Source organism: Pseudomonas sp. XK-1, assembly GCF_038069885.1.
Lineage (GTDB): Bacteria > Pseudomonadota > Gammaproteobacteria > Pseudomonadales > Pseudomonadaceae > Aquipseudomonas.
The window spans coordinates 18285-43229 of sequence record NZ_JBBPES010000009.1; the positions used below are offsets into that span (position 1 = coordinate 18285).

Consider the following 24945-nt stretch of genomic DNA (forward strand, 5'->3'; position numbering starts at 1 on the left):
CGACAACTGCGCAACCCAGGTCGGCAATAGAGCGAATGCGCGCGGCACGCCAACAAGGTATGCCGCACGCCGCTGGTCAGAAGCTGCCCGAGGTGCTGGCTCCAGCGCTGACGGTCAGGCTGTTGTTGGCACCGGCTTGCCAGGTCTTGACCTGGGTCGAGTTGCTCTCGTTGCGGATGATGCACTTCCACTCCACCTGTTGCTGGGCCGGCAGGCTGATGCTGCCCTTCCAGGTCGGGTAGGCGCTGGTATCGGTCAGGCGCACGGCCGCTGCCGCGCTCCAGTTGCCCAGCTGGCTGACATTGCCCACCGCGTAGACGCTGTCGCCCCATTGGGTGATGCCGTTGTCGCAGCGAAAATTCACGCTGACCAGATCGCCACCGCCATCGCCAGCGCTGTCCGTGCGCCAGATGCGCACCTGCCCGTTGTCACTGGTCAGCGCCTGGGTGAAGTTGCCGCTGGCCACCTGGCCGGGGGAACCCAGGTTCGAATCCAGGGCGATCAGCAACTGCTGATCACTGCCGCTGACGGTCGCCACCAGGCCGCTGAAACCCGTGTGGAACTCGATCGCCGAGTCGGCCTTGATCCCCGCCGTACGGCGGATCTGGATCAGCTGGCGGATAAAGTCGCCGTAGCCCCAGTCGTACATGTGCGACCAGTAGACCACCGGTGTGCCGGGGCTGGAGAGGATATAGGCATAGGCCCGCTTTAGCAGGTGATCGGGCAACGGCCAGTGGTGCTGCCCGCCGTTCTGCCCAGGCGAATAGCCGGTGTCATGGTTGTCGACAAAGGTCACCGCCACCTCGCGCCAGCGCGGGTCGGGGTTGCCGTTCAGGCCATTGCGCCAGTCGCTGACGCCGCCGTTCTGCATGCGCTCCTTGAGGGCGAAGTCGAAGATGGTGCACTGGGCCCGGTCCGACCAGTCCTTGAGGATCTGCTGCCAGCTCGCGCCGTTGCGCCAGTCCCAGCTCGGGTATTCGCCCGGGGCCTTCCACAGCTCGCCGACGCAGAAGCCGTCGTCGTGGGCCTGGTCCATCCAGCTGTCGACCCGCTCGCCGGCGTAGCCTCGGACGAAGTCGAAGCGCAAGCCCGCGCCGCCGTAGTTGTTGCGCAGGTTGGCGAACTCCTGCTGGAACATCGCCAGGTTCTGCGGGTGGCCGGTGTTGAGGTCGGCATCGCCGCCAACAAAGCGGTCGCCGTCGTCGCAGTCGTTGGCATAGTTGCCGGGATCAGCACAATCGTTGCGCCACAGCCCCTGGCCTGCCGGCAGGTTGATTTCCTTGTCCGGATAGCCGCGGTTCATGTGGTTGGGTACCACATCGAAGATCGGCTTGACCCCGGCACCGTTCAGCGCGCTGGCGGCCTGCTTGAGCTGGCTGTCGCTGCCGTAGCGGCCGTTCTTGTTGAAGTCCTGCCAGAAGTAGCCCTCGCCGCCGCCCGAGGTGCCGTTGCTGGAGTCGCTCCAGCTGGAGAAGTCACGCCAGGGTACCGGCATCCAGATGGCGCTGAAGCCGTCCGCGGCGATGCTTGGAGCCATGCTGGCAAGGGTGCTGTACCAGTTGTTGGGGGCGGTGCGCACGACGTTCCAGTGAAAGCCTTGCAGGATGATTTCGTCGCCGCCGTGGTAGCGCACGCCATTGGGCGATTTGCCCGAGGCTTCAGCCGCCTCGAGCAGGCTGCCGTAGGGGTACGCCAGGGGCGTCAATGCCAGGACCAGCCCGGCAAGTCGCAGGTATCGTTTCATCGTAGAGCTCCATTTTGTTGTTGTAGAGAGCATCCGACTACAGGGGATGTGTTGCGCGGGCGGACGCCTGGGTCCACTCAGCCGCGCCAGCTTGGCGCTGCGCGCGCCGCTGCCACACCTCCCCCGGGGACTTTCTTGCGGCGTAGCTGGCAGGCGTAGCCGCCGCCTCCCCCCACCCCCTACCCGCCTGCACGGCGCTACGCCCCGGACCCTCAGCCTTGAAAAAAACGGCCGGGGAGGATGTGGCGCTGGGGGCGATCCATGACGCTTAGTCCAGCCGCCGCCCTCGGTACTCCCCAGTGCGGTCGAGCCTGCGGGGCGAGTGTCGGCACGCCAACGAGGACACCCTCCCCGCCGGCAAATGTCCGAACGGGCAGTGCGCAAGGCTCCGGCAGCCCTGAATCCAAAAACAAGAAAAGGTCCCACGATGAACAAAATCCAACCTGCACAGCTGTTTCGTCCCAGCGCCCTGCTGGCCGCCATGCTGCTGGCCAGCCCGGCAATGGCCGTGGACTTTCATGGCTACCTGCGTTCCGGCATCGGCGCGACTGCCGGCGGCGGCGACCAGGCCTGCTTCCAGGCAGCCGGTGCGTCGGCCAAGTACCGACTGGGCAACGAATGCGAAACCTACGCCGAGATCGGCCTGGGCAAGGAAGTGTGGAAGGAAGGCGAGCAGAGCTTCTACGTCGACAGCATGATTGCCTACAAGTCCGACCAGGCCAACGACTGGGAAGCCACCGACAGCGACAGCAACCCCTACGCCAACGGCACCAGCTCGATTCGCCAGTTCAACGTGCAGGCCAAGAACTTCCTGCCCGACACCCTGCCCGGTGCCACCCTCTGGGCCGGCAAGCGCTACTACCAGCGCCATGACGTGCATATCAACGATTACTACTACTGGGACGTTTCCGGGCCGGGTGCAGGCATCGAGAACATCGACCTGGGCTTCGCCAAGGCGCACGTGGCCTGGATGCGCAACACCGACGGCGACTGGACCTATAACGGCGCGGGCACCGGCACCAACGTGGCCAACGACACCCTGGACTTTCGCCTCAACGACATCGATCTCAATACCGACGGCAAACTGGAGTTCGGTTACAACTACGGCAAGGCCAACCTCTCCGATATCCAGGAAAAAGACCCTGGCTATAGCGACCAGAAGGGCCACCTGGTCACCGTCGAGCATGTCCAGGGCAACTGGTTTGGCGGCTACAACAAGCTGGCCCTGCAGTACGGCACCGACGGCATTATCGGCAGCACCGGGCGCAACACCACCGGTAACAGCAACGGCAGCATGGTCCGCCTGGTCAACCAGGGCGTGGTCAGCCTGAGCGACAACATCGAAATGATGTACGTGCAGATCCACGAAGACAAAGACTTCGACAACGACTCCGGGCAGGCCTGGACCTCCTTCGGCGTGCGCCCGGTGTACAAGTGGAACGACACCATGAGCACCGCCCTGGAGTTCGGCTACGACTACGTCGATCCGCAGGCCGATGGCGAAAAATCCCGCGACCTGAAGAAGATCACCCTGGCCCAGCAATGGTCCGCCGGCCGCAGCTTCTGGGCCCGTCCGCAAATCCGCGCCTTCGCCACCTACGCCATGTGGGACGGCGGCCGCTACAACGCCGCCAGCGAATCCATCGAGCCGGGCGACGACAACGGCCTGACCTTTGGTGTACAGGCCGAAGCCTGGTGGTAAGCCAATCGGGGCCCGTTGCATCCGGGCCCCGAGCGAAGTTGTAACGCTGCTCCTGTGGTTATTTGCCCCGGACCTGCAACAGGCCGGGGCCCTTTTACAGGCGTGAACAATAAGAGGAATAACACATGCCGCATCATCGACTCACCGGCCTTGCCCTGCTCGGCCTGCTGCTGACCGGCTGCGCCGGCGAACCGCTGCGCCGCATCGACGTACTGACCCAGACACCCGCACCGCTGCAGACCTCAGAGCAGGACGGCCAGCGTGCGCTGGCCGCTGCCAAACCCTGCTGCAGCAGCCTGCAACAACTGCCCTATATGCCGATCCCGGCCAATTTTTCCGGCGACGTGGTGATCGACCCCAGCGCCCCGGCCTTCGAATTCCAGAGCGGCAAAAGCTTTCTGCGCGCCTTCGCCCTGCCGAGCGACAGCCGCTCGTTCGAAATCCGCCTGTACAGCCAGGCCGGCAACACCGTGCTGGCCCCCAGCGCCATGCTGCTCGACAGCCAGTTCCGCCTGACCCGCCTGCTCGGCAGCGAGGATTTCGTCTACGAACCGGCCGCCGGTCTCAAGGGCGACAGCCTGGATGCGCGCCTGCGTATCGACCGCCTCTATCACGACAACCCCGGCAACGAGCAGTACCTGATCCTGTTCACCAGCGAGCGCCAGCTGGCCGGCCAGACAGTCCTGCAACACCCGGCCAAAGCCCATGCCAAGGCCCACGGCAACGAGCCGCCGAATATTCCCGATCCGGTCGCCCGGCACGCCCCGGTGGGGGTGATCAAGATGGTGCTGATCGAGGACGGCAGCGCCAGCCAGCAGGCCAACAGCTATGTGCCGCCGCGCAGCATCGGTATGGAAATGGGCAACCGCCTGCCCAGCACCCCAGTACCAGCCGTGCTGCCGGAGACCCAGGCCTACTACCGCCAGGGCATCGACGCCGCCCTGGCCGGCCAGGATCTGGAACGCGCCCTGCGCCTGGCCGATGAAGCCGCGCGGGTCGGCGACGACAGCGCCAAGGCCTACCTGCTCGAGCGTATCCAGATCAAGTGAAGTCAATCCCTCCAGGGATGTTTTCGGGCGGCCGCTGGCCGCCTTTTTTTCGCCTGCCATCCCTGGCGGCCACCCTGCGGACCGTCGCTACGCGACGTTAAAAACCTTTCACCTGCCACACGAGGCACCTCATCCCCCACACGAGACCCTCAGGATGAAAACAACAATAATCCTCGCACTCCTGCTGCTTCTGCCCACCCTGCCCCCCAGCGTCCACGGCTTCGAGAAAGGCACGCTGACCATCTGGATCAACCCGGACAAGGGCCACGACGGCCTGCGCCGGGTCGGCGAACGCTTCACCCGCGACACCGGCATGCCGGTCAAGGTGCTGGCCCCGGACGACCTGGCCAGCCGCTTCGATCGCCTCGGTGCCACCGCCCAGGGGCCGGACATCGTGATCTTCGCCCATGACCGCTTCGGCTCCTGGATCAACGCCGGTCTGCTGCAGCCGCTCGCCCCCACTGCCGACGCCCTGCAGCGGGCACCGACCTTTGCCTGGGAGGCGCTGCGGGTCGGTGCCGACTTCTATGGCTACCCCTTGGCCGTCGAGACCATCAGCCTGATCTACAACCAGCAACTGGTCACGCAGGCGCCGCGCGACCTGGAACAACTGGCCGCCCTGGATCGCCAGCTACGCGCACAGGGCAAGCGCGCCATCGCCTGGGACTACCGCAATCTTTATTTCTCCTGGCCCTTTATCAACGCCGGCGGGGCCTACAGCATCGGCAAGCACCGTGGCCTCTACGACCTCGGCGACCTGGGCATCGCCGGCCCCGCGGCGATTGCCGGGGTGCAGCGCATCAAGGCCCTACTCGACAGCGGCGTGCTGGCGCGCGACAGCGACTACGGCTCGATGATGGAAGACTTCAAGCGCGGCGAGGTGGCGATGATCGTCAACGGCCCCTGGGCCTGGAACGAGTTGCGCGACGCCAGGATTCCCATCGCCCTGGCCGCGGTGCCCGGCCCCAGCGCCGAACAGCCGGGGCGGCCCTTTATCGGCGTGCAGGCCGCCGCGCTGAACCGCCACAGCCGGCACAAGGCGCAGGCCCAGCGCTTTATCGAGGACTACCTGAGCAGCGCCGAGGGGCTGCGTACGATCGACGCGGACAAACCCCTGGGCGCACCGGCCAACCTCGAGCTGATGGCGCAGATGCAGGACGACCCGCTGATCGCCGCCACCTACCTGGCCGCCGAGCGCGGCGAGATCATGCCGGACATCCCCGAGATGAAACGCTTCTGGAGTCTATTCGAGGCGCGCCTGGAACCCATGCTGCTGGGGCAACGGCCGATCCCCGAAACCCTCGCGGAAATCGCCCGCCGCCTGCACGCCGCCGGACGCATGCAGGGCCAACGCCGCCTGCACTACCCGTCCGCGGACGGTTTGTGAGGTAAGAAAGGGTTGAAAGCGGTGGCAGGGACTTCAATGGCGGGAGGCGAAAGCCCGTCCACCCATAAGAAAACCGCCACCCGAGGTGCGCACAGCGCACCCTACAGATATCGGCTGCCGGCAGGGCTTGCCCCTCTCTACCCTGAGGGGAGAGGGAGTTGAATATGCATTGCAGCCGGTGGTAGGCGCGGCGATCTGCCGTTCGTAGGGTGCGCCGCGCGCACCGATGCAGACGCTATCGCTTGCGAACTCAGGGAGCCTTGATGCCCCGTGCGGCTTCGGCCAGGTAGAACCAGGTCGGCGCATCCAGTTGCAGCTCGCTGCCGGCCAGCGCCTCGTCGATACGCGTCTGGCGCAGGCTGCCGAGAATAGGTAACGGATTGCCGGGCAAGCGGCGCAACCAGGCCAGGGCGACCTGAGTCGGGGTCGCCTGCAGCGCCGCGGCGACTTCGCCCAGGGCTTGCTGCAAGGTCGGCGAAAACTGCCCGCCGGCCAGCGGCGACCAGGCCAGCACCTGCAATCCTGCGGCCTGCATGGCCTGCAACTGGCCATCCCAAGCCGGCTGCTGGGCCAGCAGCGACAGCTCGATCTGGTTGCAGCGCAGCGGCAGTTCCCTGGCCAGTACCTGCCAGTGCAGGGGCTCGGCATTGGACAGGCCGATCCAGCCCACCTTGCCACTGGCCAGCATGGCCTGCAGCGCGCGGGTCACCTCCTCGACCTGCAACAGCGGGTCGGGACGGTGCAGCAGAAAGCCGTCCAGACGCTCGACGCCCAGGCGCGCCAACGAGGCCTCCAGAGCCTGGTTGAGGTAGCTCGCGGCGCTGTTGTAGTGCTTGACCCGCCAGCGCGACAGGTCCTGGCTGGCCGGCACGATATCGGCCTTGCTGATCAGTTCGAGGTCCTGACGCAGCTGCGGGCGCAGCCTCAGGGCTGCACCGAAACGCGCCTCGCACTCGCCCAGACCATAGATATTGGCGTGGTCGAAGCCGTTCAGGCCACGCTCCACGCAGCGTTCGATAAACCCCAGCAAGGCCTGGGGTGCGGCCAGCTCGGGGTAGTCGAGCAGGCGCATCATGCCCAGCAGCAGGGGTTGCCGCAGCGCCTGGGTCACAGGCTTTCCAGCAACTGCAGAGCTTCGCTGCTGCACTGCTGAATCCGCGCCCAGTCGCCGTTCTTCACCCACTCGCTGTCGAACATCCAGGTACCGCCGACGCACATCACGTTGGCCAGGGCCATATAGCGCTGCACATTGCCCGGATTGATGCCACCGGTGGGACAGAATTTCACCCCGGCAAAGGGGCCGCCCAAAGCCTTGAGCGCCGCGGTGCCGCCACAGACTTCCGCGGGGAACAGCTTGAAGCGGCGGTAGCCGAGGGCATAGCCGAGCATGATGTCGGAGGCACTGCTGACGCCGGGCAGCAGCGGCACCGGGCTTTCCAGGCTGGCCTGGAGCAGTTCCCGGGTCGAACCCGGGGTGACGATAAACTGCGCACCGGCTTCGAGGGCCGCATCCAGCATCGACAGATCCAGCACGGTGCCGGCACCGACGCACAGCTCGGGGCGCTGCTCACGCAGCAGACGGATGGCGTTCAGGCCGTGCTCGGAGCGCAGGGTCACTTCCAGCACCGTCAGGCCACCGGCGGCCAGGGCATCGGCCAGCGGCAGGATATCCGCCTCGCGGGCGATGGTGATCACCGGCATGATCCGCGCCCGGGCGCAGATGCTGTCGATCTGGGCGATCTTCTCGGCCATGCGGGCCTGCGGGTTGTTTTCGTTGTGGGTCATATCGGCTGGTCCTTCGGCCCTAGGGGCACCAGTAAATCTCAAGGGGGGAATGCAGCAAGGCGCGGATCGGCATGTCTGCCACGTCGTCGCCGGCCAGGGCCGCACGCAGCGTGGCCAGCTTGTCCGGGCCCTGAATCGCCAGCAGCGGCAGACGCGCCGCCGCCAGCAGCGGTAGGGTCAGGCTCAGGCGCTGGGTCGGCGCGCTGGGGGCCTGCATCGGCAATACCCGGCGCGGGCAATCGGCCTGCAGCGCCAGCTCCAGATTGGGGCTGGCCGGGAACAACGAGGCGGTATGCCCATCGTCACCCATGCCGAGTACCAGTACATCGATCGGTGGCAACTCGGCCAGGGCCGCATCGGCCAGTTCGGCGGCCTGCTCCAGGCTGCTCGCGACCCGGTAAAGGCTGAGAAAACGGGCTTCGGCGGCCGGACCGCGAAGCAGATGACGGCGCACCAGGGCTTCGTTGCTGCTGGCATGATTGGTCGGCACCCAGCGTTCGTCCGCCAGGCTGATCAACACCCGCTGCCAGTGCAGCGGCTGCTGCGCCAGGGCCTCGAAAAAGGCAATCGGGCTGCGCCCGCCGGACACCACCAGGGTCGCCTGACCGCGACTTTCAATGGCCACCCGCAGCGCCTCGGCCACGGCCACGGCCTGCGCCTCGGCCAGGGCCTGGGGATCGGCATGGCGGTGGGCAAGCACGCCCGCCGGCAGTTCGAGATCAGAGATCGCCATACCAGCTCCTACCGTCGCGGGTGATCAGGGCGATCGAGCCCATGGGGCCCCAGGTGCCGGCGGCATAGGGCTTGGGCGCATCGCCCTGGCGCTTCCAGCCGGCGATCAACTGATCGCACCACTGCCAGGCGTGCTCGATTTCATCCTTGCGCACAAACAGATTCTGGTTGCCGCGCATCACTTCCAGCAAAAGCCGCTCGTAGGCGTCGGGTACCCGGGCGCTGCGGTAGGTGTCAGAGAAATTCAGTTGCAGCGGGCCGCTGCGCAGCTGCATGCCCTTGTCCAGGCCCTGGTCCTTGGTCATCACCTGCAGGGCGATGCCCTCGTCCGGTTGCAGGCGGATGATCAGCTTGTTGCCGATCAGCTGGCGCTGCTCCGGGTCGAAGATGTAGTGCGGCGGCACTTTGAAATGGATAACGATCTGCGACATCTTTTCCGCCATGCGCTTGCCGGTGCGCAGGTAGAACGGCACGCCGGCCCAGCGCCAATTGCGGATGTCGGCACGCAGAGCGACGAAGGTTTCGGTGTCGCTGCGGGTGTTGGAATTCTCTTCTTCCAGATAGCCCGGCACCGCCTTGCCATCGCTGCTGCCGGCCACGTACTGGCCGCGCACCACCTGCTGGCTGAGCTGTTCGCCGGTGATCGGGGCCAGGGCCTTGAGCACCTTGACCTTCTCGTCGCGGATGCTGTCGGCGGACAGGTCGCTGGGCGGGTCCATGGCGATCAGGCAGAGCAGTTGCAACAGGTGATTCTGAATCATGTCGCGCAGCTGTCCGGCCTGGTCGAAGTAACCCCAGCGGCCTTCGATACCGACCTTCTCCGCCACGGTGATTTCCACGTGGGAGATATGGTTCTGGTTCCACTGGGTTTCGAACAGGCTGTTGGCGAAACGCAGGGCGATCAGGTTCTGCACCGTTTCCTTGCCCAGGTAATGGTCGATGCGATAGATGCGGGTTTCCGGGAAATACTGTGCGACCGCATCGTTGACCGCCCGCGAGGACTCCAGGTCGTGACCGATGGGCTTTTCCAGCACGGCGCGGGTGCGCTCGGCCAGGCCGACCGCCGCCAGGTTGGCGCAGATGCCACCATAGACCGAGGCCGGAGTGGCGAAGTAGGCGATCAGCCGCTCGCGGTTGCCGACCTGTTCGGCCAGCAGCAGGTAGTCATCGGCCTCGAGAAAATCCATGCTCAGGTAGCTCAGGCGCGCCTGGAAGCGTTGCAGCACGGCGGCGTCCACTTCGGCGGCCGGCACATGGCGGCGCAGGTGCTGCTCGATCTGCTGCAGATACTGCTGCGCATCGCCGGCGTCGCGGGCCAGGGCGAGAATCTGCGTATCGGCGTGCAGCAGCCCGGCCCGATCCAGCTGATAGAGCGCCGGAAACAACTTGCGCAGGGCCAGGTCGCCGAGCGCGCCGAATAAGGCAAAAGTACAGGATTCAACGATTATCGAAGGCATGATGTTTGTTCTTTTATCAAGTTAAGCTAGAAATACCCGGTCGCAACGGATTAATCAAGGTTGAATGTAGTAATAAAAACAACATTTTCACAAAATCCACTTTGCAGTGGTCGTCACCTGGCCCCATCAGTACGATAGGCCAGCAAATTCAGTGCAGGTTTAAGGAATCAACATGGATCGCGTGCGCAATCTACTGGAGCAGATCCAGGGCCGACTCGACAGCCTGAACAAGGCCGAACGCAAGGTCGCCGAGGTGATCCTGCTCAACCCGCAGCAGGCCACCCGCCTGAGCATTGCCGCGCTGGCCCAGGCCGCCCTGGTCAGCGAACCCACGGTCAACCGCTTCTGCCGCTCCTTCGGTGTCAGCGGCTACCCCGAGCTGAAGATGCAACTGGCGCAGAGCCTGGCCAGCGGCGCGGCCTATGTCAGCCGCGCGGTGGAAGCCGACGACGCCCCGGAAGCCTATACCCGCAAGATCTTCGGCAGCGCCATCGCCTCGCTGGACACGGCCTGCCAGACCATCGACCCGCAGCTGATCAGCCGCGCCGTCGACCTGCTGATCCAGGCCCGCCAGATCCACTTCTTCGGCCTCGGTGCCTCGGCCTCGGTGGCCCTGGATGCACAGCACAAGTTCTTCCGCTTCAACCTCGCGGTCACCGCCCATTCCGATGTACTGATGCAGCGCATGCTGGCCTCGGTGGCGCATACCGGCGATCTGTTCGTGATCATCTCCTACACCGGACGCACCCGCGAGCTGGTGGAAGTGGCGCGTCTGGCCCGGGAAAACGGCGCATCGGTACTCGGCCTGACGGCCGCCGGCTCGCCCCTGGCCCAGGCCAGCACCCTGAGCCTCGACATCCCGCTGCCGGAGGACACCGACATCTATATGCCGATGACCTCACGGATCATCCAGCTCACCGTGCTCGACGTACTGGCCACCGGCATGACCCTGCGCCGCGGCGTGGACTTCCAGCCACACCTGCGCAAGATCAAGGAAAGCCTCAACGCCAGCCGTTATCCGGCCGACGAAGAGCCGCTCTGAGCGCACCGCTCACCGACGCCTGGTGCGCACAGCGCACCCTACAGGCCCACTCGCGCCTCACCCGTAGGGTGCGCCGTGCGCACCACCGACACCAGGCCGCCTGATGCGTGCAGCGCACCCTACTCCCATGCACCCTAGAAAATGTAATCAGTGGTCAGAAAGCTCGATTCGCGGTTGCGGATGATCTCGCTGACCAGGGCCTTGTTGCTTTCCTGGAACTTGGTCGCCACCAGGGTGCGGATGGAAAACACCCGCAGCGCGTCATGCACCGACAGAGTGCCCTCGGCCGAGTTCTTGCGCCCGTTGAAGGGGAAGCTGTCCGGGCCACGCTGGCACTGGCTGTTGATATTGATCCGCCCCACCTGGTTGGCGAAGGCATCCACCAGCCGACCGACCTGGGCCGAATCGTTGCCGAAGATGCTCAGCTGCTGACCGAAGTCGGAGTCGAGCACATAGTCGATCACCGTCTGCAGGTCGCGGTAAGGCACCACCGGCACCAGCGGACCGAACTGCTCTTCCTGATAGACGCGCATCTGCGCATTCACCGGATACAGCAGCGCCGGATAGAAGAACGACTCACGCGACTCGCCGCCGCCGGCATTGACCACCCGCGCGCCCTTGGCCACGGCATCGGCCAGCAGGCCGCCGAGGAACTCGCTCTTGCCCGGCTCCGGCAGCGGCGTCAGGCTCACACCCGGCTCCCACGGCATACCCGGCTTGAGCGCGGCGACCTTGGCGGCGAACTTGTCGAGAAAGCTGTCGACCACATCCTCATGCACGAAGAGAATCTTCAGCGCCGTGCAGCGCTGGCCGTTGAACGACAGTGCGCCAGTGACCGCCTCGCTCACCGCGTTATCCAGATCGACCTGGGGCAGCACGATGCCCGGGTTCTTCGCATCCAGACCCAGGGCCGCGCGCAGGCGGTGCGGACGCGGGTGCAACTTCTTCAGGTCGCTGGCCCCCTTGTGGGTGCCGATAAAGGCGAACACGTCGATCTTTCCACTGGCCATCAAGGCGCTGACGGTCTCCCGGCCGCTGCCGTAGATCACGTTGATCACCCCGGCCGGGAAGCTGTCGCGGAACGCTTCGAGCAGCGGACGGATCAGCAGCACGCCGAACTTGGCCGGCTTGAACACCACGGTGTTGCCCATGATCAGCGCCGGGATCAGGGTGGTGAAGGTCTCGTTCAGCGGGTAGTTGTAGGGGCCCATGCACAGGGTCACGCCCAGGGGCACGCGGCGGATCTGGCCGAGCGTGTCCTGCTCCAGCTCGAAGCGACTGGAGCGACGATCCAGCTCCTTGAGCGCCTCGATGGTGTCGACGATGTAATCGCAGGTACGGTCGAACTCCTTCTCCGAGTCCTTGAGGTTCTTGCCGATCTCCCACATCAGCAGCTTGACCACCCGCTCGCGCTGCTCGCGCATGCGCGCCAGGAAGGCCTCGACGTGCTGGATGCGCTCGGCCACGCGCAGGTTCGGCCAGGTGCCCTGGCCGTTGGCGTAGGCGCGCACCGCCGCGTCCAGGGCGGACAGCGCCGCCTCGGCATCGAGCAGCGGCGTGCTGCCGAGAATCACCTGCTGCTCGCCCTCCTCGGTTTTGAGGAACACCGGGCTGCGCACGCTGGCCAGGGGCCCTTCCCAGATGCGCAACTGGCCGTCAACCAGGTAGTCGCGCTGCTCGATGGGCGCATCGGGGCGGTAGGCCTCGGGAATCTCGGCCAGGGTGGGAAACAGCGTGTCGAGACGTTTAGACGCAGTCATGGCGTTCACTCCTCTCAAGGGATACGGCATCGGCGCAGTAGGTGGCGCGTCCCTGCAGGGCCTCTTCGATGCGCAGCAGCTGGTTGTACTTGCCGACCCGGTCGGAGCGGCACAAAGAGCCGGTCTTGATCTGCCCGGCGCAGGTGGCCACCGCCAGATCGGCAATGGTGGTGTCTTCGGTTTCACCGGAGCGATGGGAGATCACCGCCCGGTAGCCGGCAGCCTGGGCCATGCGAATGGCGGCGAAGGTTTCGCTGAGGCTGCCGATCTGGTTGAACTTGATCAGGATCGCATTGCCGATGCCGCGCTCGATCCCCTCCTGGAGGATCTTGCTGTTGGTGACGAACAGATCATCACCCACCAGCTGCACTCGCCGACCCAGACGCTCGGTCAGGTAGGCCCAGCCCTCCCAGTCACTTTCGTCCATGCCATCTTCGATGGAGCTGATCGGGTAACGCTCACACAAACCCGCCAGGTATTCGGCGAAACCGGCAGAGTCGAAGGACTTGTTCTCCCCGGCCAGCACATAGCGGCCGTCGCGGTAGAACTCCGAGGCCGCGCAATCCAGGGCCAGGACAAAGTCCTGACCGAGGCGGTAGCCGGCGCGCAGCACCGCTTCCTCGATCACCACCAGCGCCTCTTCGTTACTGGCCAGCGACGGAGCAAAACCGCCCTCATCGCCCACCGCCGTATTCAGGCCACGCTCGCGCAGCACCTGCTTGAGGCTATGGAACACCTCCGCGCCCATGCGCAGCGCCTCGCCGAACGAGGCCGCCCCCACCGGCTGGATCATGAATTCCTGGATATCCACGTTGTTGTCGGCGTGCTCGCCGCCATTGAGGATATTCATCATCGGCAGCGGCAGACTGAAGCGCCCGGGCTGGCCATAGAGCGCCGCCAGGTGCTCGTACAGCGGCAGGTTCTGCGCGGCGGCGGCGGCCTTGGCGCAGGCCAGGGAGACCGCGAGAATCGCATTGGCCCCCAGCGCGCTTTTGCCCTCGGTGCCGTCCAGCTCGATCATCGCCGCGTCGACCACGCCTTGCTGCAGCGCATCCAGGCCCAGCACGGCGTCGCGGATCACGCCGTTGACATTGGCCACCGCGCGCAGCACGCCCTTGCCCTTGTAGCGCTCGTCGCCGTCACGCAACTCCAGCGCCTCGCGACTGCCGGTGGAGGCTCCCGAGGGCACACTGGCGACACCCACCGCGCCGCCCGCCAGAGTCACCACCGCCTCGACGGTCGGATTACCCCGCGAGTCGAGAATTTCCCGGGCACTGACCTGGCGGATCAGGTTCTTGCCCACGGCCCGGGTCGCCCCAGAGAAGCCGTCAGACCGCACTGCGCCGGCCGTACCCGCGAGCAGCTCGCGCTGTTCGGCATGGGACTCGCGAAAATCAAAATCCCGCGGCCACTGCGGCGCGCCAGGGTTGCTGGAATCGTTCATGAATGCGTCCTCGCTTAACAAATGCTGTCGCCCACGCGGATCACCCGCAGGCAGTTGGTGCCACCCTGGGCATTGGCGTGATCGCCACGGGAAATCAATACGTGATCACCCTCGACCACCACCCCGCGACGCAGCAGCTCGTCGACCGCGTGGCCATTGACCTCGGCGATCGGATAGCTGTCGCTGTCGAACGGAATGGTCTGCACCCCGCGAAACAGCGCCACGCGGTTCTGCGTGCGCGGATTGCGCGAGAAGGCATAGATCGGCAGGTGCGAACGGATTCGCGACATCAGCCGCGGCGTGTCGCCACTCTCGGTCATGCAGATGATCGCCTTGACCCCATGCAGGTGATTGGCGGTGTACATGGCGGCCATGGCGATCGACTCGTCGATGCGCTGGAACTGCTCGTCCATGCGGTGCTTGGAGCGATGGGCCAGGGGGTGCTTCTCCGCCCCGACTATGACCCGGCGCATGGCCTGCACGGTTTCCACCGGGTAGGCCCCGGCGGCGGTCTCGGCCGAGAGCATCACCGCGTCGGTGCCATCGAGCACGGCGTTGGCCACATCGAACACCTCGGCGCGGGTCGGCATCGACTGGGTAATCATCGACTCCATCATCTGCGTGGCGGTGATCACCAGCCGATTGCAGCTGCGGGCGCGCTCGATGATCAGCTTCTGCACCGCCACCAGCTCGGCATCGCCGATCTCCACGCCAAGGTCGCCGCGGGCCACCATCACCCCTTCGGACGCCAGGATGATGGCATCCAGAATCTGCAGGTCATTGACCGTTTCCGCCCGCTCGATCTTGGCGATCAGACCGGCCTCGCCGCCCGCCTCGCGCAGCAACCGACGCGCCTGGTGGATATCCTCGGCATCGCGCGGAAAGGACACCGCCAGGTAGTCGACCTGCATGGCCGCGGCGGTCTTGATGTCCTCGCAGTCCTTCTCGGTCAGGGCCGCCGCCGACAGGCCGCCGCCCTTGCGGTTGATGCCCTTGTTGTTGGACAGCGGACCGCCCACCAGCACCTCGCAGAGCAGGCGACTGCCCTCCACCGCCCGCACTTCCAGCTCGATGCGGCCGTCGTCCAGCAGCAGGATATCGCCCGGGCGACTGTCGCCGACCAGGGCCACGTAATCGATGCCCACTGCCTGCTCGTCGCCGGCATTCTTGTCCAGCCGCGCGTCGAGGCAGAAGGACTGCCCCTTGAGCAGCTGCACCTTGCCCCGAGCGAAACGGGCGATACGAATCTTCGGCCCCTGCAGGTCCGCCAGCACCGCCACGAAACGCCCCTGCCGGCGCGCCGCCTCCCGCACCAGGCGCGCCCGCTCGATATGTTCGGCAGCGCTGCCGTGGGAGAAATTCAGGCGCACCACATCCACCCCCGCCTCGACCAGGGCTTCGATCGCCTCAGGGCTTTCGGTAGCCGGGCCCAGGGTGGCCACGATTTTCGTTCTACGACGCATAGCTCAGGTTCCTCGACAGCGTTTTTCTGGGGGAAAAGGGGTAACGACAGGGCAAGCGGCAAACCCGGCCGACACCCCGAAAACCAGCGCCGAGGAGCGGAAAGCTTGTTGCTTTAACCAATTGCGCTATTTTTACTCGGGAAAAACAGATACATCAAGACCAAATGTTGTAATAAAACAACATTTGATCTCAATGCGATAAACCGATGCGCAAAAAAGCCACAACCCACGCCGAATAGGGCCTTGCCGAAGGGATAAACAGTCGCAACGCGGGACTCGCAAGCCGTCAGCCCAGCTGCGCACTCAGCTGCAGCAGCGCCTCTTGCCCGGGTTGCAGGGTCAGGCTGTCGGCGGCGCAACAGGCGGCCTGAACGCTGAGAAAGCCCAGCGCCTCGCTCCAGCCGACATCGGTCAGGGGTCGGCTGCCGGGATGCCAGACCACGCTGTTGGCAGCGCCATGGGTATGAATCGACAGACTGCGCTGCCAGGCCAGGTCCTGCAGCTGCAACAGCCCACCACGGCGAAAGATGCGGTGGCAGCCATCCTCGACCCGCAACGCGCCGCGCTGCTGGCAGGCGGCACGCCTGAGCAGGTCGTGGCCATGGGCACCCTCCAGGCCGAGCACAGTCACCCGCACCACATCGCTGACGCGCCAATAGGCATGCAGGGCATGGCTCAGCTGGCAGGGCTCGCTGTCCTGATGGCTGCTGCGCAGGCGCAGATGCATGCCGTCGCCCAATTCGGCCTCCAGGGTCACCTGCCAGTCGCACAGCTGCAGCTGCCAGCGCAGGCGCACGCCCTGCTCGTCCACCGTGCAATCGAGCAGCTCCCAGTCGCTGAGGCGCGCCCAGCCATGGGATGGCCAGCCGCTCTCGCTGGGATGCCGGCCAAACCAGGGCCAGCACACCGGCACCCCACCGCGGATTGCCCCGCCGCGCTGCCAATGGCTGGCGCACCAGAGCCAGGGGCGCTGGCCGCGAGGCTGGAAATGCAGAAGCTGGCCGCCCTGACGGCTGAATGCCGCCTGAAAGCGCGGATGTTCGAGCAACAGCAACTCGCGCTCCTGGTGGGTCACCCAGCGCAGGGTCTGCCCGCCACCCGGCACAAACAACCCGGCCAGGGGGTGCTCTGCAGCAGCCCCTGGCCGAGTTGTAGCCGGCGCAGGCACGCGCCATCGTTTAGCCGGTAGCATCGAACCGTCCCGGTTTCACAGCGCCGCGCGATCTGTTATTTCCACCAGTATTCGACCTGTACGCCGAAGTTGGAACCATGCCGGGCATTGTCGAAGGCACCGCTGTCGGACAGCGCCGAACCCGCCGCCTGCAGACTGGCCGCACGCTGCGCCGCCTCGTTCCAGCTGGCATAGGTGTAATACAGGCGGATTTCCGGGCGCGCCCAGAAGTCCTGGCCGGCGGGCGACCAGGTCGGGGCCACGGTGAACTTGGTCAGCTTGCGCGTGCCGTCGGTGGCATCGACCTGATCGTGGCCTACCTCGCCGACCAGCTTGAACTGCTCGGTAAAGGCATAGCTGGTACGCCCCCCCACCGATAGCCAGTTCTGATCGTCGCCATCGGGGCGCACATCCTTCTGATAGACGAACTGCGCCTGGCCGCCCCAGCGTGGCGTGGCCTGCCAGTTGTAGATTTCCACCAGGCGATAGCTCTTGTTGTCGTCATCCAGGGTCACATCGCCGGTGTAGCCCAGGCCGGTACCGGGGCCCTGGCCGTACTGCAGGGCCAGGGTATTGCTGCCGCCGAGAAAATTCGCCTGCTTGTGCTGCGCGGTCAGCGCCCAGCCGCTGTTGGCATCGGTGCTGTCGGGCTTGTCGATAAAGCTCAGGCCGAACTCCAGCTCGCCGCCCGGATTGGGCTTGAAGCCGGCGACGTTGAAGTCATGACGGTTGATATAGGGCTGCTGGAAGTAGCTGTCCTTGCGCGAGAAGGCGTAGCTGTATTTCAGCCCGCCCAGCTCGTAGTCCTCGATACCGGCACCGGTACCACTCTGGTTCCAGTAGTAGAAGTCGCTGATATGGATATCGTTACGCTTGTAGAAGCGCCGCCCGGCCCACAGCGAACCGCCGTTGAGCGCCGGCACCTTGCTCCACTCGGCATACATCTGGTTCATCCGCGCGAAACCGTAATCGCCGGTGAATTTCGGCGTATGGCCATAGGCGTTGTACAGCTGCGCCATGCCCTCGACACTGACCACCGAGCCATCGTCCAGGCTCAGCAGGTCCTGGCGCAGGTCCAGCTCCATATAGTGTTCGCACTCGTTACCCAGGCGGTATTTGCTCTGCGCGCCGGGCAACTGGAAGCACGACTGGGTGCCGCCGTTGGACGAACCACCGGCACCACTGCGCACGTACCCGGAGAACTCCAGCGCGCTCGCCGCTTGTGGCAAAACCAGGCTACCGAGGGTCAGTGCCAGGCCGAATTTCATTGCTGCTCTCATGTCTACTCCTTCTTGTTTTTATTGTTGTAACGCTTGTTGCAGGGTCCCAAAGGCGCGGATATGGCAGGCACCCTTGGAGGTATTTAGCTGCGTAGCCCGGATGCAATCCGGGGCAAGATTGCGCGGCCGACAACGCTCCCGGATTGCATCCGGGCTAAGCCTCAGCGGCCCTTGAACTGGGCGACCTTGCTTGCCTGCTCAGCCGTTTGCGGCTTTCCCGGCAACAGGCGCTCACCGCTCTGGGCATCGAACAACAGCACCTTGCTCGGATCGAACTGCAATTCCAGGGTCTGCCCCACCTGCGGCGCATCGTCCGGAGCCAGACGGCAGCAGACCTTGGTCTGGTTCAGCTCGACGAACACCAGGGTATCCGGCCCGGTGGGTTCGACGACCTCGACCTCGGCACGAATCGACGACTGATTGCGGCTTTCGGCCGTGGCCAGGAGGATCTGCTCGGGGCGGATGCCGAGGATCACCTCGCGGTTCTCGAAACCCGCCTCCATCGCCCCCAGGGGCAGCTCGCAACGGGCCTGACCGGAGTCGAGCAGGGCCAGCAACTGACCATCGCGGCGCTGCAGGCGCAGGGGAATGAAGTTCATCGGCGGCGAACCGATAAAGCTGGCCACGAACAGGTTGGCCGGGTCGTTGTAGATCTGCTTGGGGGTGCCGAACTGCTGGATGATGCCGTCCTTCATCACCGCCACCTTGTCACCCAGGGTCATGGCCTCGATCTGGTCGTGGGTGACGTAGACCGTGGTGGTCTTCAGGCGCTGGTGCATCAGCTTGATCTCGGTGCGCATCTCCACCCGCAGCTTGGCGTCGAGGTTGGACAGCGGCTCGTCGAACAGGTAGATCTTCGGCCGCCGCGCCAGCGCCCGGCCCATGGCCACGCGCTGCTGCTGGCCGCCGGACAGCTGGCCGGGCTTGCGCGCCAGCAGATGCTCGATCTGCAGCAGCTTGGCCACCCGCGCCACTTCTTCCTCGATGGCTGCGGGGGCCATCTTGCGCATCTTCAGGCCGAAGGAAATGTTGTCCTTTACGCTCATGGTCGGGTACAGCGCATAGGACTGAAAGACCATGGCGATATCGCGATCCTTGGGGCTCATGCCGCTGATGTCCTGATCGTCGACCAGAATCGCCCCACCGCTGATGTCCTCCAATCCGGCGATGCAGTTCATCAGGGTGGACTTACCGCAACCCGAGGGCCCGACCAGAATCAGGAACTCGCCGGACTCGATGGAAATCTCGATGTTCTTCAGGGTGTCCGCCAGGCCGCTGCCGTAGGACTTGTTGACGTTGCGCAGTTCGAGGGTTGCCATAATCGTTCTCCTAACCTTTGACCGCGCCGGCTGTTAGGCCGCGCAGGAAGTATTTGCCCGCCAGGATGTACACCACCAGCGTGGGCAGACCGGCGATCATTGCCGCGGCCATATCGACGTTGTATTCCTTGGCCCCGGTGCTGGTGTTGACCAGGTTGTTCAGGGCCACGGTGATCGGCTGGGTATCGCCGCTGGCGAACACCACGCCGAAGAGGAAGTCGTTCCAGATCTGGGTGAACTGCCAGATCAGGCAGACCATGATGATCGGCATCGACATCGGCAGCAGGATGCGCCCGAAGATGGTGAAGAAACCCGCCCCATCCAGCCGCGCGGCCCGCACCAGGGCATCCGGGATGCTCACGTAGTAGTTGCGGAAGAACAGCGTGGTGAAGGCCATGCCGTAGACCACATGGATCAGCACCAGGCCGCTGGTGGTATTGGCCAGGCCGAGATGACCAAGGGTAAAGGACGCCGGCAGCAGCACCACCTGGAACGGCAGGAAGCAGCCGAACAGCAGCAGGCCGAAGAACAGCTGCGAGCCGCGAAAGCGCCACATGGCCAGCACATAGCCGTTCAGCGCGCCGATCACGGTAGAAATCAGCACCGCCGGGATGGTGATCTTCACCGAGTTCCAGAAGTAACCGCCGACGCCGTCCCAAGCCTTGAGCCAGCCGATGGCGGTAAACATCTCCGGCCAGGACAGCAGGTTGCCGGTACGGATGTCTTCCGGGCTCTTGAAGCTGGTCAGCAGCATGATGATCAGCGGAATCAGGTAGACCGCACAGGCCGCCAGCAGGGTGGCGTAGATGGCCATACGGCTCAGGCTGAGGGCGGGCTTAGTCATGGCGTTTGCCTCGCAGTTCGGAATACAGATAGGGCACCAGGATCGCCAGCACCGCGCCGAGCATCAGGATCGCACTGGCGGCACCAAGGCCCATCTGGCCGCGGGTAAAGGTGTGGGCGTACATAAACATCGCCGGCAGATCAGAGGCGTAGCCGGGGCCACCGGCAGTCATCGAGGCCACCAGGTCGAAGCTCTTGATCGCGATATGGGCGAGGATCATCAGCGAGCTGAAGAACACCGGGCCCAGGCTCGGCAGGACGATACGCAGGTAGATATTCGGCAGGCTGGCCCCGTCGACCTGGGCGGCGCGAATAATCGACTGATCGACCCCACGCAAGCCGGCCAAAAACAGCGCCATGACGAAGCCCGAGGCCTGCCAGACCGCCGCGATCACCAGGCAGTAGACGACCCGATCGGTGTCCACCAGCCAGTCGAAACGAAAGCCTTCCCAGCCCCAGTCACGGAGCATCTTGTCGATACCCAGGCCCGGGTTGAGCAGCCACTTCCAGGCGGTGCCGGTAACGATCATCGACAGCGCCATGGGATAGAGAAAGATGGTGCGGATAAAGCCTTCGCGGCGGATGCGCTGATCCAGCAGCACCGCCAGCAGCACGCCGATCACCAGGCTGATGCCGATAAACAGGCCGCCGAAGACCATCAGGTTCTTGCTCGCCACCCACCAGCGGTCGTTTTCCAGCAGACGTACGTACTGCTGCAGGCCGACGAAACTGTAACTGGGCATGAAGCGCGAACTGGTAAACGACAGGACAAAGGTCCAGAGGATGTAGCCGTAGAAGCCGACCATGATGATCAGCATGCTCGGTGCCAACACCAGCTTGGGTAGCCAGCGTTGCAGCGCATCCAGCGGCGAGGCCTTGGTGAAAACTGCGGTTGAACTCATGGGTAACTCCATTGCTTGATACACCACCTGTAGGACCCAGGGGACGCCCAGTGCTTGCTGGCGATCCATGGTCAGCGCGGCTGATCGCCAGCAAGCTGGCTCCTACATAAAAACCGACACGGCCGATCCCGTGGCGCTTGCCTAAAAGGGCAGGTACCAGGGAGAAAAGGCTTAAAACTGGCGGGTTGCCCCGCCCTACGACAGCCGCCGGCGAACCGGCGGCCGAGCGGGCCTTACTGCACGGCCTGGATGGCCGCGGCCAGCTGCTGGGCGGCCTTTTGCGGGTCGGCCTTGGTGTCGTTGAAGAAGTTGGTCACCACATCAAACACCGCGCCCTGCACATAGCTGGAGGCGGCCATGCCGTGGGCCAGGCTCGGCTGCAGGCCACCATTGCCGGCGGCTTCCTTGAAGTCGGCCATCGACTGCTGGGCACAGGCGTCGAAGCTGCTCATGTCCTGGTCCAGACGCACCGGGATGGAGCCCTTGTTCTGGTTGAAGAACTGCTGAAACTCCGGCTCCATCACGGTACGCGCCAGGTCTTCCTGGGCCTTGCGATCTTCCGCATTGCTCAGCTTGAACATGGCCAGGGAGTCGATGTTGTAGGCGAAGCTGCCCTTGGTGCCGGGGAACGGCAGGCACTGGTAGTCCTTGCCGGCGATCTTGCCGGCGGCGGTCCACTCGCTCTTGGCCCAGTCGCCCATGATCTGCATGCCGGCCTTGCCGTTGATCACCATGGCTGTGGCGCTGTTCCAGTCACGCCCGGCGGCGTTGGCATCGACATAGCCGCGCAGTTTCTGCAGAGCGGCGAATACTTCGACCATCTTGGCGCTGGTCAACACCGACTCGTCCAGCTCGACGAAGGCCTTGCGGAAGTCATCCGGGCCGAGCACGGCCAGAGCCAGGTCTTCGAACACGGTGCTGTCCTGCCAAGGCTGACCGCCGTGGGCCAGGGGCATAAAGCCGGCGGCCTGGAGTTTATCCGCGGCGGCGAAGAATTCGTCGAGGGTGGTCGGCGGCGTGGCACCGGCCTTGGCGAACACCTCGGGGTTGATCCACAGCCAGTTGACCCGGTGCACATTGACCGGCACGGCCACGTAGTCGCCGCCGAACTGCATCACCTCGATCACCTGGGGTGGCAGCAGCTCGTCCCAGCCATTCTGTTCGGCGACCTGATTGAGGTCGGCAAGCAGACCCAGCTCGCCCCACTCCTGAATGTCCGGGCCTTTGATCTGCGCGGCGGCAGGCGGGTTGCCGGATACGGCGCGGGTTTTCAGTACGGTCATGGCTGCTTCACCACCGCCACCGGCGACGGCGAAGTCCTTCCAGGTGTGGCCCTTGTCTTCGACCAGTTTTTGCAGGGTATCGGCGGCGCGCTTTTCGCCACCGGAAGTCCACCAGTGCAGCACTTCGACTTCGCCGGCATGGGCAGCCAGCGGCAGCAGGGAGACGAGGGAGATAGCAGTAGCCAGGCGGGAGATCGCTTTCATGAGCAGGAGTACCTTTATTGTTGTTATTCACGGGCAAGTCTGGTGCTTGCGCTGGAATCGAGTCTAACCAAGGGTCATTGCCCGGCGGGTAACGAAGGGATGCGCAAAGGTCACGGGATGGTTACATAAGCAAGGCATCGGACCGCACGCGATCTCACTCGACAAAGCGCGGCAGCCACAGGGTCACCCGCAGGCCGCCTTCGCGCAGGTTGCGCAGGCTTACCTCGCCACCGTGGCTGTGGGCGATATTGCGCGCGATACCCAGGCCCAGGCCGTAGCCCTGTTGCTGTCCGGCCAGGCGGAAATGCGGCTCGAACACCTGTTCCAGACGCTGCTCGGGCACCCCCGGACCTTCGTCGTCGACATGCAGGACAAAAGCCTGATCATCGTCCTCGATATACAGATGGGCGCGCTCGCCGTATTTCAGCGCGTTGTCCACCAGGTTGCCGATGCAGCGCTTGAGTGCCAGGGGCTTGCCCGGATAGGCCGCGCACGCCTGACCATCCAGAGTCACCCGACCGTTGCCCTGGGGGGCCAGGTAGGGCTCGATCACGCAGTTGAGCAACTGGTTGAGATCCACCGGCTCGATATTCTCGTGGATATCGGTGTCCTTGACGCACTGCAGCGCGCCCTTGACCAGCATCTCCAGCTCGTCGAGGTCGCGGCTGAACTTGGCCTGCACGGCCTCGTCGTCGAGCAGCTCGACGCGCAGACGCAGGCGGGTGATGGGGGTGCGCAGGTCATGGGAAATGGCGCTGAACAGCTGGCTGCGCTCGCGCAGGTAGCGGCCGATGCGCTCGCGCATGGCGTTGAAGGCCCGGCTGACTTCCACCACCTCGCTGCCGCCCGCCTCCGGCAGAGGCTGCACTTCGCTGCCCAGGGACATGTCCCGCGCCGCCACCGCCAGACGCTTGAGCGGGCGGCTCTGCCAGTGCACCAGAATGCCGATAAACAGCAGCAGAAAACTGCTGGTGAGGATGATAAACCACAGCTGCTGGGCCGGCAGCCCCTGCTGTTCCAGGCTGACATAGGGCTCGGGCATCAGCGAGGCGAGGTACAGCCATTCGCCCGGGGCGATCTGGATCTGCGTCACCAGCACCGGCGGATTCAGCGGCTCCAGGCTCAGGGCGTAATGGGCCCAGGAACGCGGCAACTCATCGAGTTTCAGGGCGTTGTTGAAGATGCGCAGGTCTTCCGGGCTGACGAATTGCACCAGCAGGTCCAGATCATTGCCCAGACGCTCGCGCAGGGTCGCATCCACCGCATCCAGCACCGCGCGCTTGCGCGGTGTCTGCGGCAGCACGCGCATTTCCAGCGGGTTGTCGTTAAGCGAAACGAAGAAGCGTGTGCCGCCCATATTGCGCAGCTGGTCGAGCACCAGCGGCCGGTAGCCCAGGGGCAGCGAGCGGAAGTAGCTGACACTGGCGGCCATCGACTGGGCCAGGCTGCGCGAGCTGGTCAGCAGGCCCTCGACCTGGCTGGCGCGCAACTGCGAGACCCAGATCAGACTGGACAGCGCCTGGGCCAGCAACACTACCAGCAGGGTCAGCAGCAGCATACGGCCGAGCAGCGAGCGCGGCACCGGCAACCACTTGCGCAGGCTAGTCGCCGACATAGGGGCCAACCGCCGCCGCCAACTGATAGCCGCTACCGCGCACGGTACGGATCAGACGCGCCGGTTTTTCGGTATCGCGCAGGCGCTGGCGCAGGCGGCTGACCGCCATATCGACGATACGCTCCAGCGGCATCACCTCGCGGCCGCGGGTGGCGTTGCCGATGGTGTCGCGGTCAAGGATCTGCTGCGGGTGGTCGAGAAACAGCTTCAGCAGGGCAAAGTCGGCACCGGAGAGAATCACCTCCTCGCCATCGGCATGAAACAAGCGGTGGCTGACCATATCCAGCCGCCACTCGTCGAAGGCCAGCACCTCGTTACCGCGCTCCTGGGTGAAGTGCGCACGGCGCAGCAGCGCCTTGATCCGCGCCAGCAGCTCGCGCGGGCTGAAGGGTTTGCCCAGATAGTCGTCGGCCCCCAGCTCCAGGCCGATCACCCGGTCGGTCTCATCGGAACTGGCGGTGAGCATGATGATCGGCACCTGGGCGAAACGCTGATGCTCGCGCACCCAGCGGCAGAGGCTGAAGCCATCCTCGTCGGGCAGCATCACATCGAGAATCACCAGATCCGCCGTCTCGGCGCACAGGCCCTGGCGAAAGCCCGCACCATCGCCAACGGTACGCACCTGGAAGCCGGCGCGGCTCAGGTAAGTGTGCAGCAGTTCGCGAATTTCCTGATCGTCGTCGACCAGCAGAATGGATTTACCGGGCTGGCTCATGGTCCGCCGTCCTTATTGTCATGCACTCGCCAAAAATGGCATGTAGCT

Annotated in this window: 20 protein-coding genes; 4 read left to right on the plus strand and 16 right to left on the minus strand. The window is 64.8% G+C overall.

Features of this window, described 5'->3' with window-relative positions; all coding sequences use genetic code 11:
* Positions 1–76 precede the first annotated feature (76 nt).
* Complete coding sequence (locus WMW70_RS20370; RefSeq protein WP_341439293.1) at positions 77–1744, minus strand: glucan 1,4-alpha-maltotetraohydrolase domain-containing protein; 1668 nt, start codon at positions 1742–1744, stop codon at positions 77–79.
* Positions 1745–2171: 427 nt separating this feature from the next.
* Between WMW70_RS20370 and WMW70_RS20375 the strand changes: the two genes are divergently transcribed.
* The 3 genes from WMW70_RS20375 to malE all read left to right on the plus strand — a co-directional run bounded on the left by WMW70_RS20375 (position 2172) and on the right by malE (position 5882).
* Positions 2172–3446 (plus strand): maltoporin, encoded by a 1275-nt coding sequence (locus tag WMW70_RS20375; RefSeq protein ID WP_341439294.1) that lies wholly within the window; start codon positions 2172–2174, stop codon positions 3444–3446.
* A gap of 125 nt (positions 3447–3571) precedes the next feature.
* Positions 3572–4495 carry a MalM family protein gene (locus tag WMW70_RS20380; protein ID WP_341439295.1) on the plus strand — a complete coding sequence of 308 codons (924 nt, stop codon included), beginning with the start codon at positions 3572–3574 and terminating at the stop codon, positions 4493–4495.
* Between the two features lie 154 nt (positions 4496–4649).
* Positions 4650–5882 (plus strand): maltose/maltodextrin ABC transporter substrate-binding protein MalE, encoded by a 1233-nt coding sequence (gene malE / locus WMW70_RS20385; RefSeq protein WP_341439296.1) that lies wholly within the window; start codon positions 4650–4652, stop codon positions 5880–5882.
* 250 nt (positions 5883–6132) lie between these two features.
* On the opposite strand, the gene WMW70_RS20390 is transcribed toward malE, so the two are convergent.
* The 4 genes from WMW70_RS20390 to zwf are packed head-to-tail and all read right to left on the minus strand — an operon-like array spanning position 6133 to position 9856.
* Positions 6133–6957: an aldo/keto reductase gene (locus WMW70_RS20390; protein ID WP_341439431.1), complete on the minus strand. Its 825-nt coding sequence runs from the start codon at positions 6955–6957 to the stop codon at positions 6133–6135.
* A gap of 32 nt (positions 6958–6989) precedes the next feature.
* Positions 6990–7667 carry a bifunctional 4-hydroxy-2-oxoglutarate aldolase/2-dehydro-3-deoxy-phosphogluconate aldolase gene (locus tag WMW70_RS20395; protein ID WP_341439297.1) on the minus strand — a complete coding sequence of 226 codons (678 nt, stop codon included), beginning with the start codon at positions 7665–7667 and terminating at the stop codon, positions 6990–6992.
* A gap of 19 nt (positions 7668–7686) precedes the next feature.
* On the minus strand, positions 7687–8400 hold the full coding sequence (gene pgl, locus WMW70_RS20400; RefSeq protein ID WP_341439298.1) for a 6-phosphogluconolactonase: 714 nt from the start codon (positions 8398–8400) through the stop codon (positions 7687–7689).
* Entirely contained in the window at positions 8387–9856 is a 1470-nt protein-coding gene (gene zwf / locus WMW70_RS20405; RefSeq protein ID WP_341439299.1) for a glucose-6-phosphate dehydrogenase, read from the minus strand. The genes pgl and zwf overlap by 14 nt, the downstream gene beginning before the upstream one ends.
* A 181-nt stretch (positions 9857–10037) precedes the next feature.
* On the opposite strand from zwf, the gene WMW70_RS20410 reads away from it, so the two are divergent.
* Complete coding sequence (locus WMW70_RS20410) at positions 10038–10898, plus strand: MurR/RpiR family transcriptional regulator (protein ID WP_341439432.1); 861 nt, start codon at positions 10038–10040, stop codon at positions 10896–10898.
* Between the two features lie 134 nt (positions 10899–11032).
* Here the strand turns inward: WMW70_RS20410 and WMW70_RS20415 are convergent, their stop codons facing one another.
* From WMW70_RS20415 to WMW70_RS20465, 11 genes are all read right to left on the minus strand, one after another.
* Positions 11033–12658, minus strand: a complete 1626-nt coding sequence (locus WMW70_RS20415; protein ID WP_341439300.1) for an NADP-dependent glyceraldehyde-3-phosphate dehydrogenase — start codon at positions 12656–12658, stop codon at positions 11033–11035.
* Positions 12645–14102, minus strand: coding sequence for a phosphopyruvate hydratase (gene eno / locus WMW70_RS20420; protein ID WP_341439301.1), 1458 nt, complete (start codon positions 14100–14102; stop codon positions 12645–12647). Before eno ends, WMW70_RS20415 begins: the two co-directional genes overlap by 14 nt.
* 14 nt (positions 14103–14116) lie before the next feature.
* On the minus strand, positions 14117–15565 hold the full coding sequence (gene pyk / locus WMW70_RS20425; RefSeq protein WP_341439302.1) for a pyruvate kinase: 1449 nt from the start codon (positions 15563–15565) through the stop codon (positions 14117–14119).
* A 286-nt stretch (positions 15566–15851) separates the two neighbouring features.
* Positions 15852–16733 carry a D-hexose-6-phosphate mutarotase gene (locus WMW70_RS20430; protein WP_445942176.1) on the minus strand — a complete coding sequence of 294 codons (882 nt, stop codon included), beginning with the start codon at positions 16731–16733 and terminating at the stop codon, positions 15852–15854.
* Between the two features lie 59 nt (positions 16734–16792).
* A complete protein-coding gene (locus WMW70_RS20435; RefSeq protein ID WP_445942179.1) occupies positions 16793–18004 on the minus strand; it encodes a maltoporin in 1212 nt (403 codons plus the stop codon).
* A 173-nt stretch (positions 18005–18177) separates the two neighbouring features.
* Positions 18178–19335, minus strand: a complete 1158-nt coding sequence (locus WMW70_RS20440) for an ABC transporter ATP-binding protein (RefSeq protein ID WP_341439304.1) — start codon at positions 19333–19335, stop codon at positions 18178–18180.
* Positions 19336–19345: 10 nt separating this feature from the next.
* Positions 19346–20179 carry a carbohydrate ABC transporter permease gene (locus WMW70_RS20445; protein ID WP_341439306.1) on the minus strand — a complete coding sequence of 278 codons (834 nt, stop codon included), beginning with the start codon at positions 20177–20179 and terminating at the stop codon, positions 19346–19348.
* A complete protein-coding gene (locus tag WMW70_RS20450) occupies positions 20172–21080 on the minus strand; it encodes a carbohydrate ABC transporter permease (RefSeq protein ID WP_341439307.1) in 909 nt (302 codons plus the stop codon). The genes WMW70_RS20445 and WMW70_RS20450 overlap by 8 nt, the downstream gene beginning before the upstream one ends.
* A gap of 233 nt (positions 21081–21313) precedes the next feature.
* On the minus strand, positions 21314–22567 hold the full coding sequence (locus tag WMW70_RS20455) for an ABC transporter substrate-binding protein (RefSeq protein ID WP_341439308.1): 1254 nt from the start codon (positions 22565–22567) through the stop codon (positions 21314–21316).
* 154 nt (positions 22568–22721) lie between these two features.
* Complete coding sequence (locus WMW70_RS20460) at positions 22722–24149, minus strand: ATP-binding protein (protein ID WP_341439434.1); 1428 nt, start codon at positions 24147–24149, stop codon at positions 22722–22724.
* A 19-nt stretch (positions 24150–24168) separates the two neighbouring features.
* On the minus strand, positions 24169–24897 hold the full coding sequence (locus WMW70_RS20465; RefSeq protein ID WP_341439309.1) for a response regulator transcription factor: 729 nt from the start codon (positions 24895–24897) through the stop codon (positions 24169–24171).
* Positions 24898–24945 lie beyond the last annotated feature (48 nt).

Coding starts and splice junctions, on each gene's coding strand:
- WMW70_RS20370 (WP_341439293.1), bottom strand. CDS start 1,744: ATGAAACGATACCTGCGACTTGCCGGGCTGGTCCTGGCATTGACGCCC.
- WMW70_RS20375 (WP_341439294.1), top strand. CDS start 2,172: ATGAACAAAATCCAACCTGCACAGCTGTTTCGTCCCAGCGCCCTGCTG.
- WMW70_RS20380 (WP_341439295.1), top strand. CDS start 3,572: ATGCCGCATCATCGACTCACCGGCCTTGCCCTGCTCGGCCTGCTGCTG.
- malE (WP_341439296.1), top strand. CDS start 4,650: ATGAAAACAACAATAATCCTCGCACTCCTGCTGCTTCTGCCCACCCTG.
- WMW70_RS20390 (WP_341439431.1), bottom strand. CDS start 6,957: ATGATGCGCCTGCTCGACTACCCCGAGCTGGCCGCACCCCAGGCCTTG.
- WMW70_RS20395 (WP_341439297.1), bottom strand. CDS start 7,667: ATGACCCACAACGAAAACAACCCGCAGGCCCGCATGGCCGAGAAGATC.
- pgl (WP_341439298.1), bottom strand. CDS start 8,400: ATGGCGATCTCTGATCTCGAACTGCCGGCGGGCGTGCTTGCCCACCGC.
- zwf (WP_341439299.1), bottom strand. CDS start 9,856: ATGCCTTCGATAATCGTTGAATCCTGTACTTTTGCCTTATTCGGCGCG.
- WMW70_RS20415 (WP_341439300.1), bottom strand. CDS start 12,658: ATGACTGCGTCTAAACGTCTCGACACGCTGTTTCCCACCCTGGCCGAG.
- eno (WP_341439301.1), bottom strand. CDS start 14,102: ATGAACGATTCCAGCAACCCTGGCGCGCCGCAGTGGCCGCGGGATTTT.
- pyk (WP_341439302.1), bottom strand. CDS start 15,565: ATGCGTCGTAGAACGAAAATCGTGGCCACCCTGGGCCCGGCTACCGAA.
- WMW70_RS20435 (WP_445942179.1), bottom strand. CDS start 18,004: ATGAAATTCGGCCTGGCACTGACCCTCGGTAGCCTGGTTTTGCCACAA.
- WMW70_RS20440 (WP_341439304.1), bottom strand. CDS start 19,335: ATGGCAACCCTCGAACTGCGCAACGTCAACAAGTCCTACGGCAGCGGC.
- WMW70_RS20445 (WP_341439306.1), bottom strand. CDS start 20,179: ATGACTAAGCCCGCCCTCAGCCTGAGCCGTATGGCCATCTACGCCACC.
- WMW70_RS20450 (WP_341439307.1), bottom strand. CDS start 21,080: ATGAGTTCAACCGCAGTTTTCACCAAGGCCTCGCCGCTGGATGCGCTG.
- WMW70_RS20455 (WP_341439308.1), bottom strand. CDS start 22,567: ATGAAAGCGATCTCCCGCCTGGCTACTGCTATCTCCCTCGTCTCCCTG.
- WMW70_RS20465 (WP_341439309.1), bottom strand. CDS start 24,897: ATGAGCCAGCCCGGTAAATCCATTCTGCTGGTCGACGACGATCAGGAA.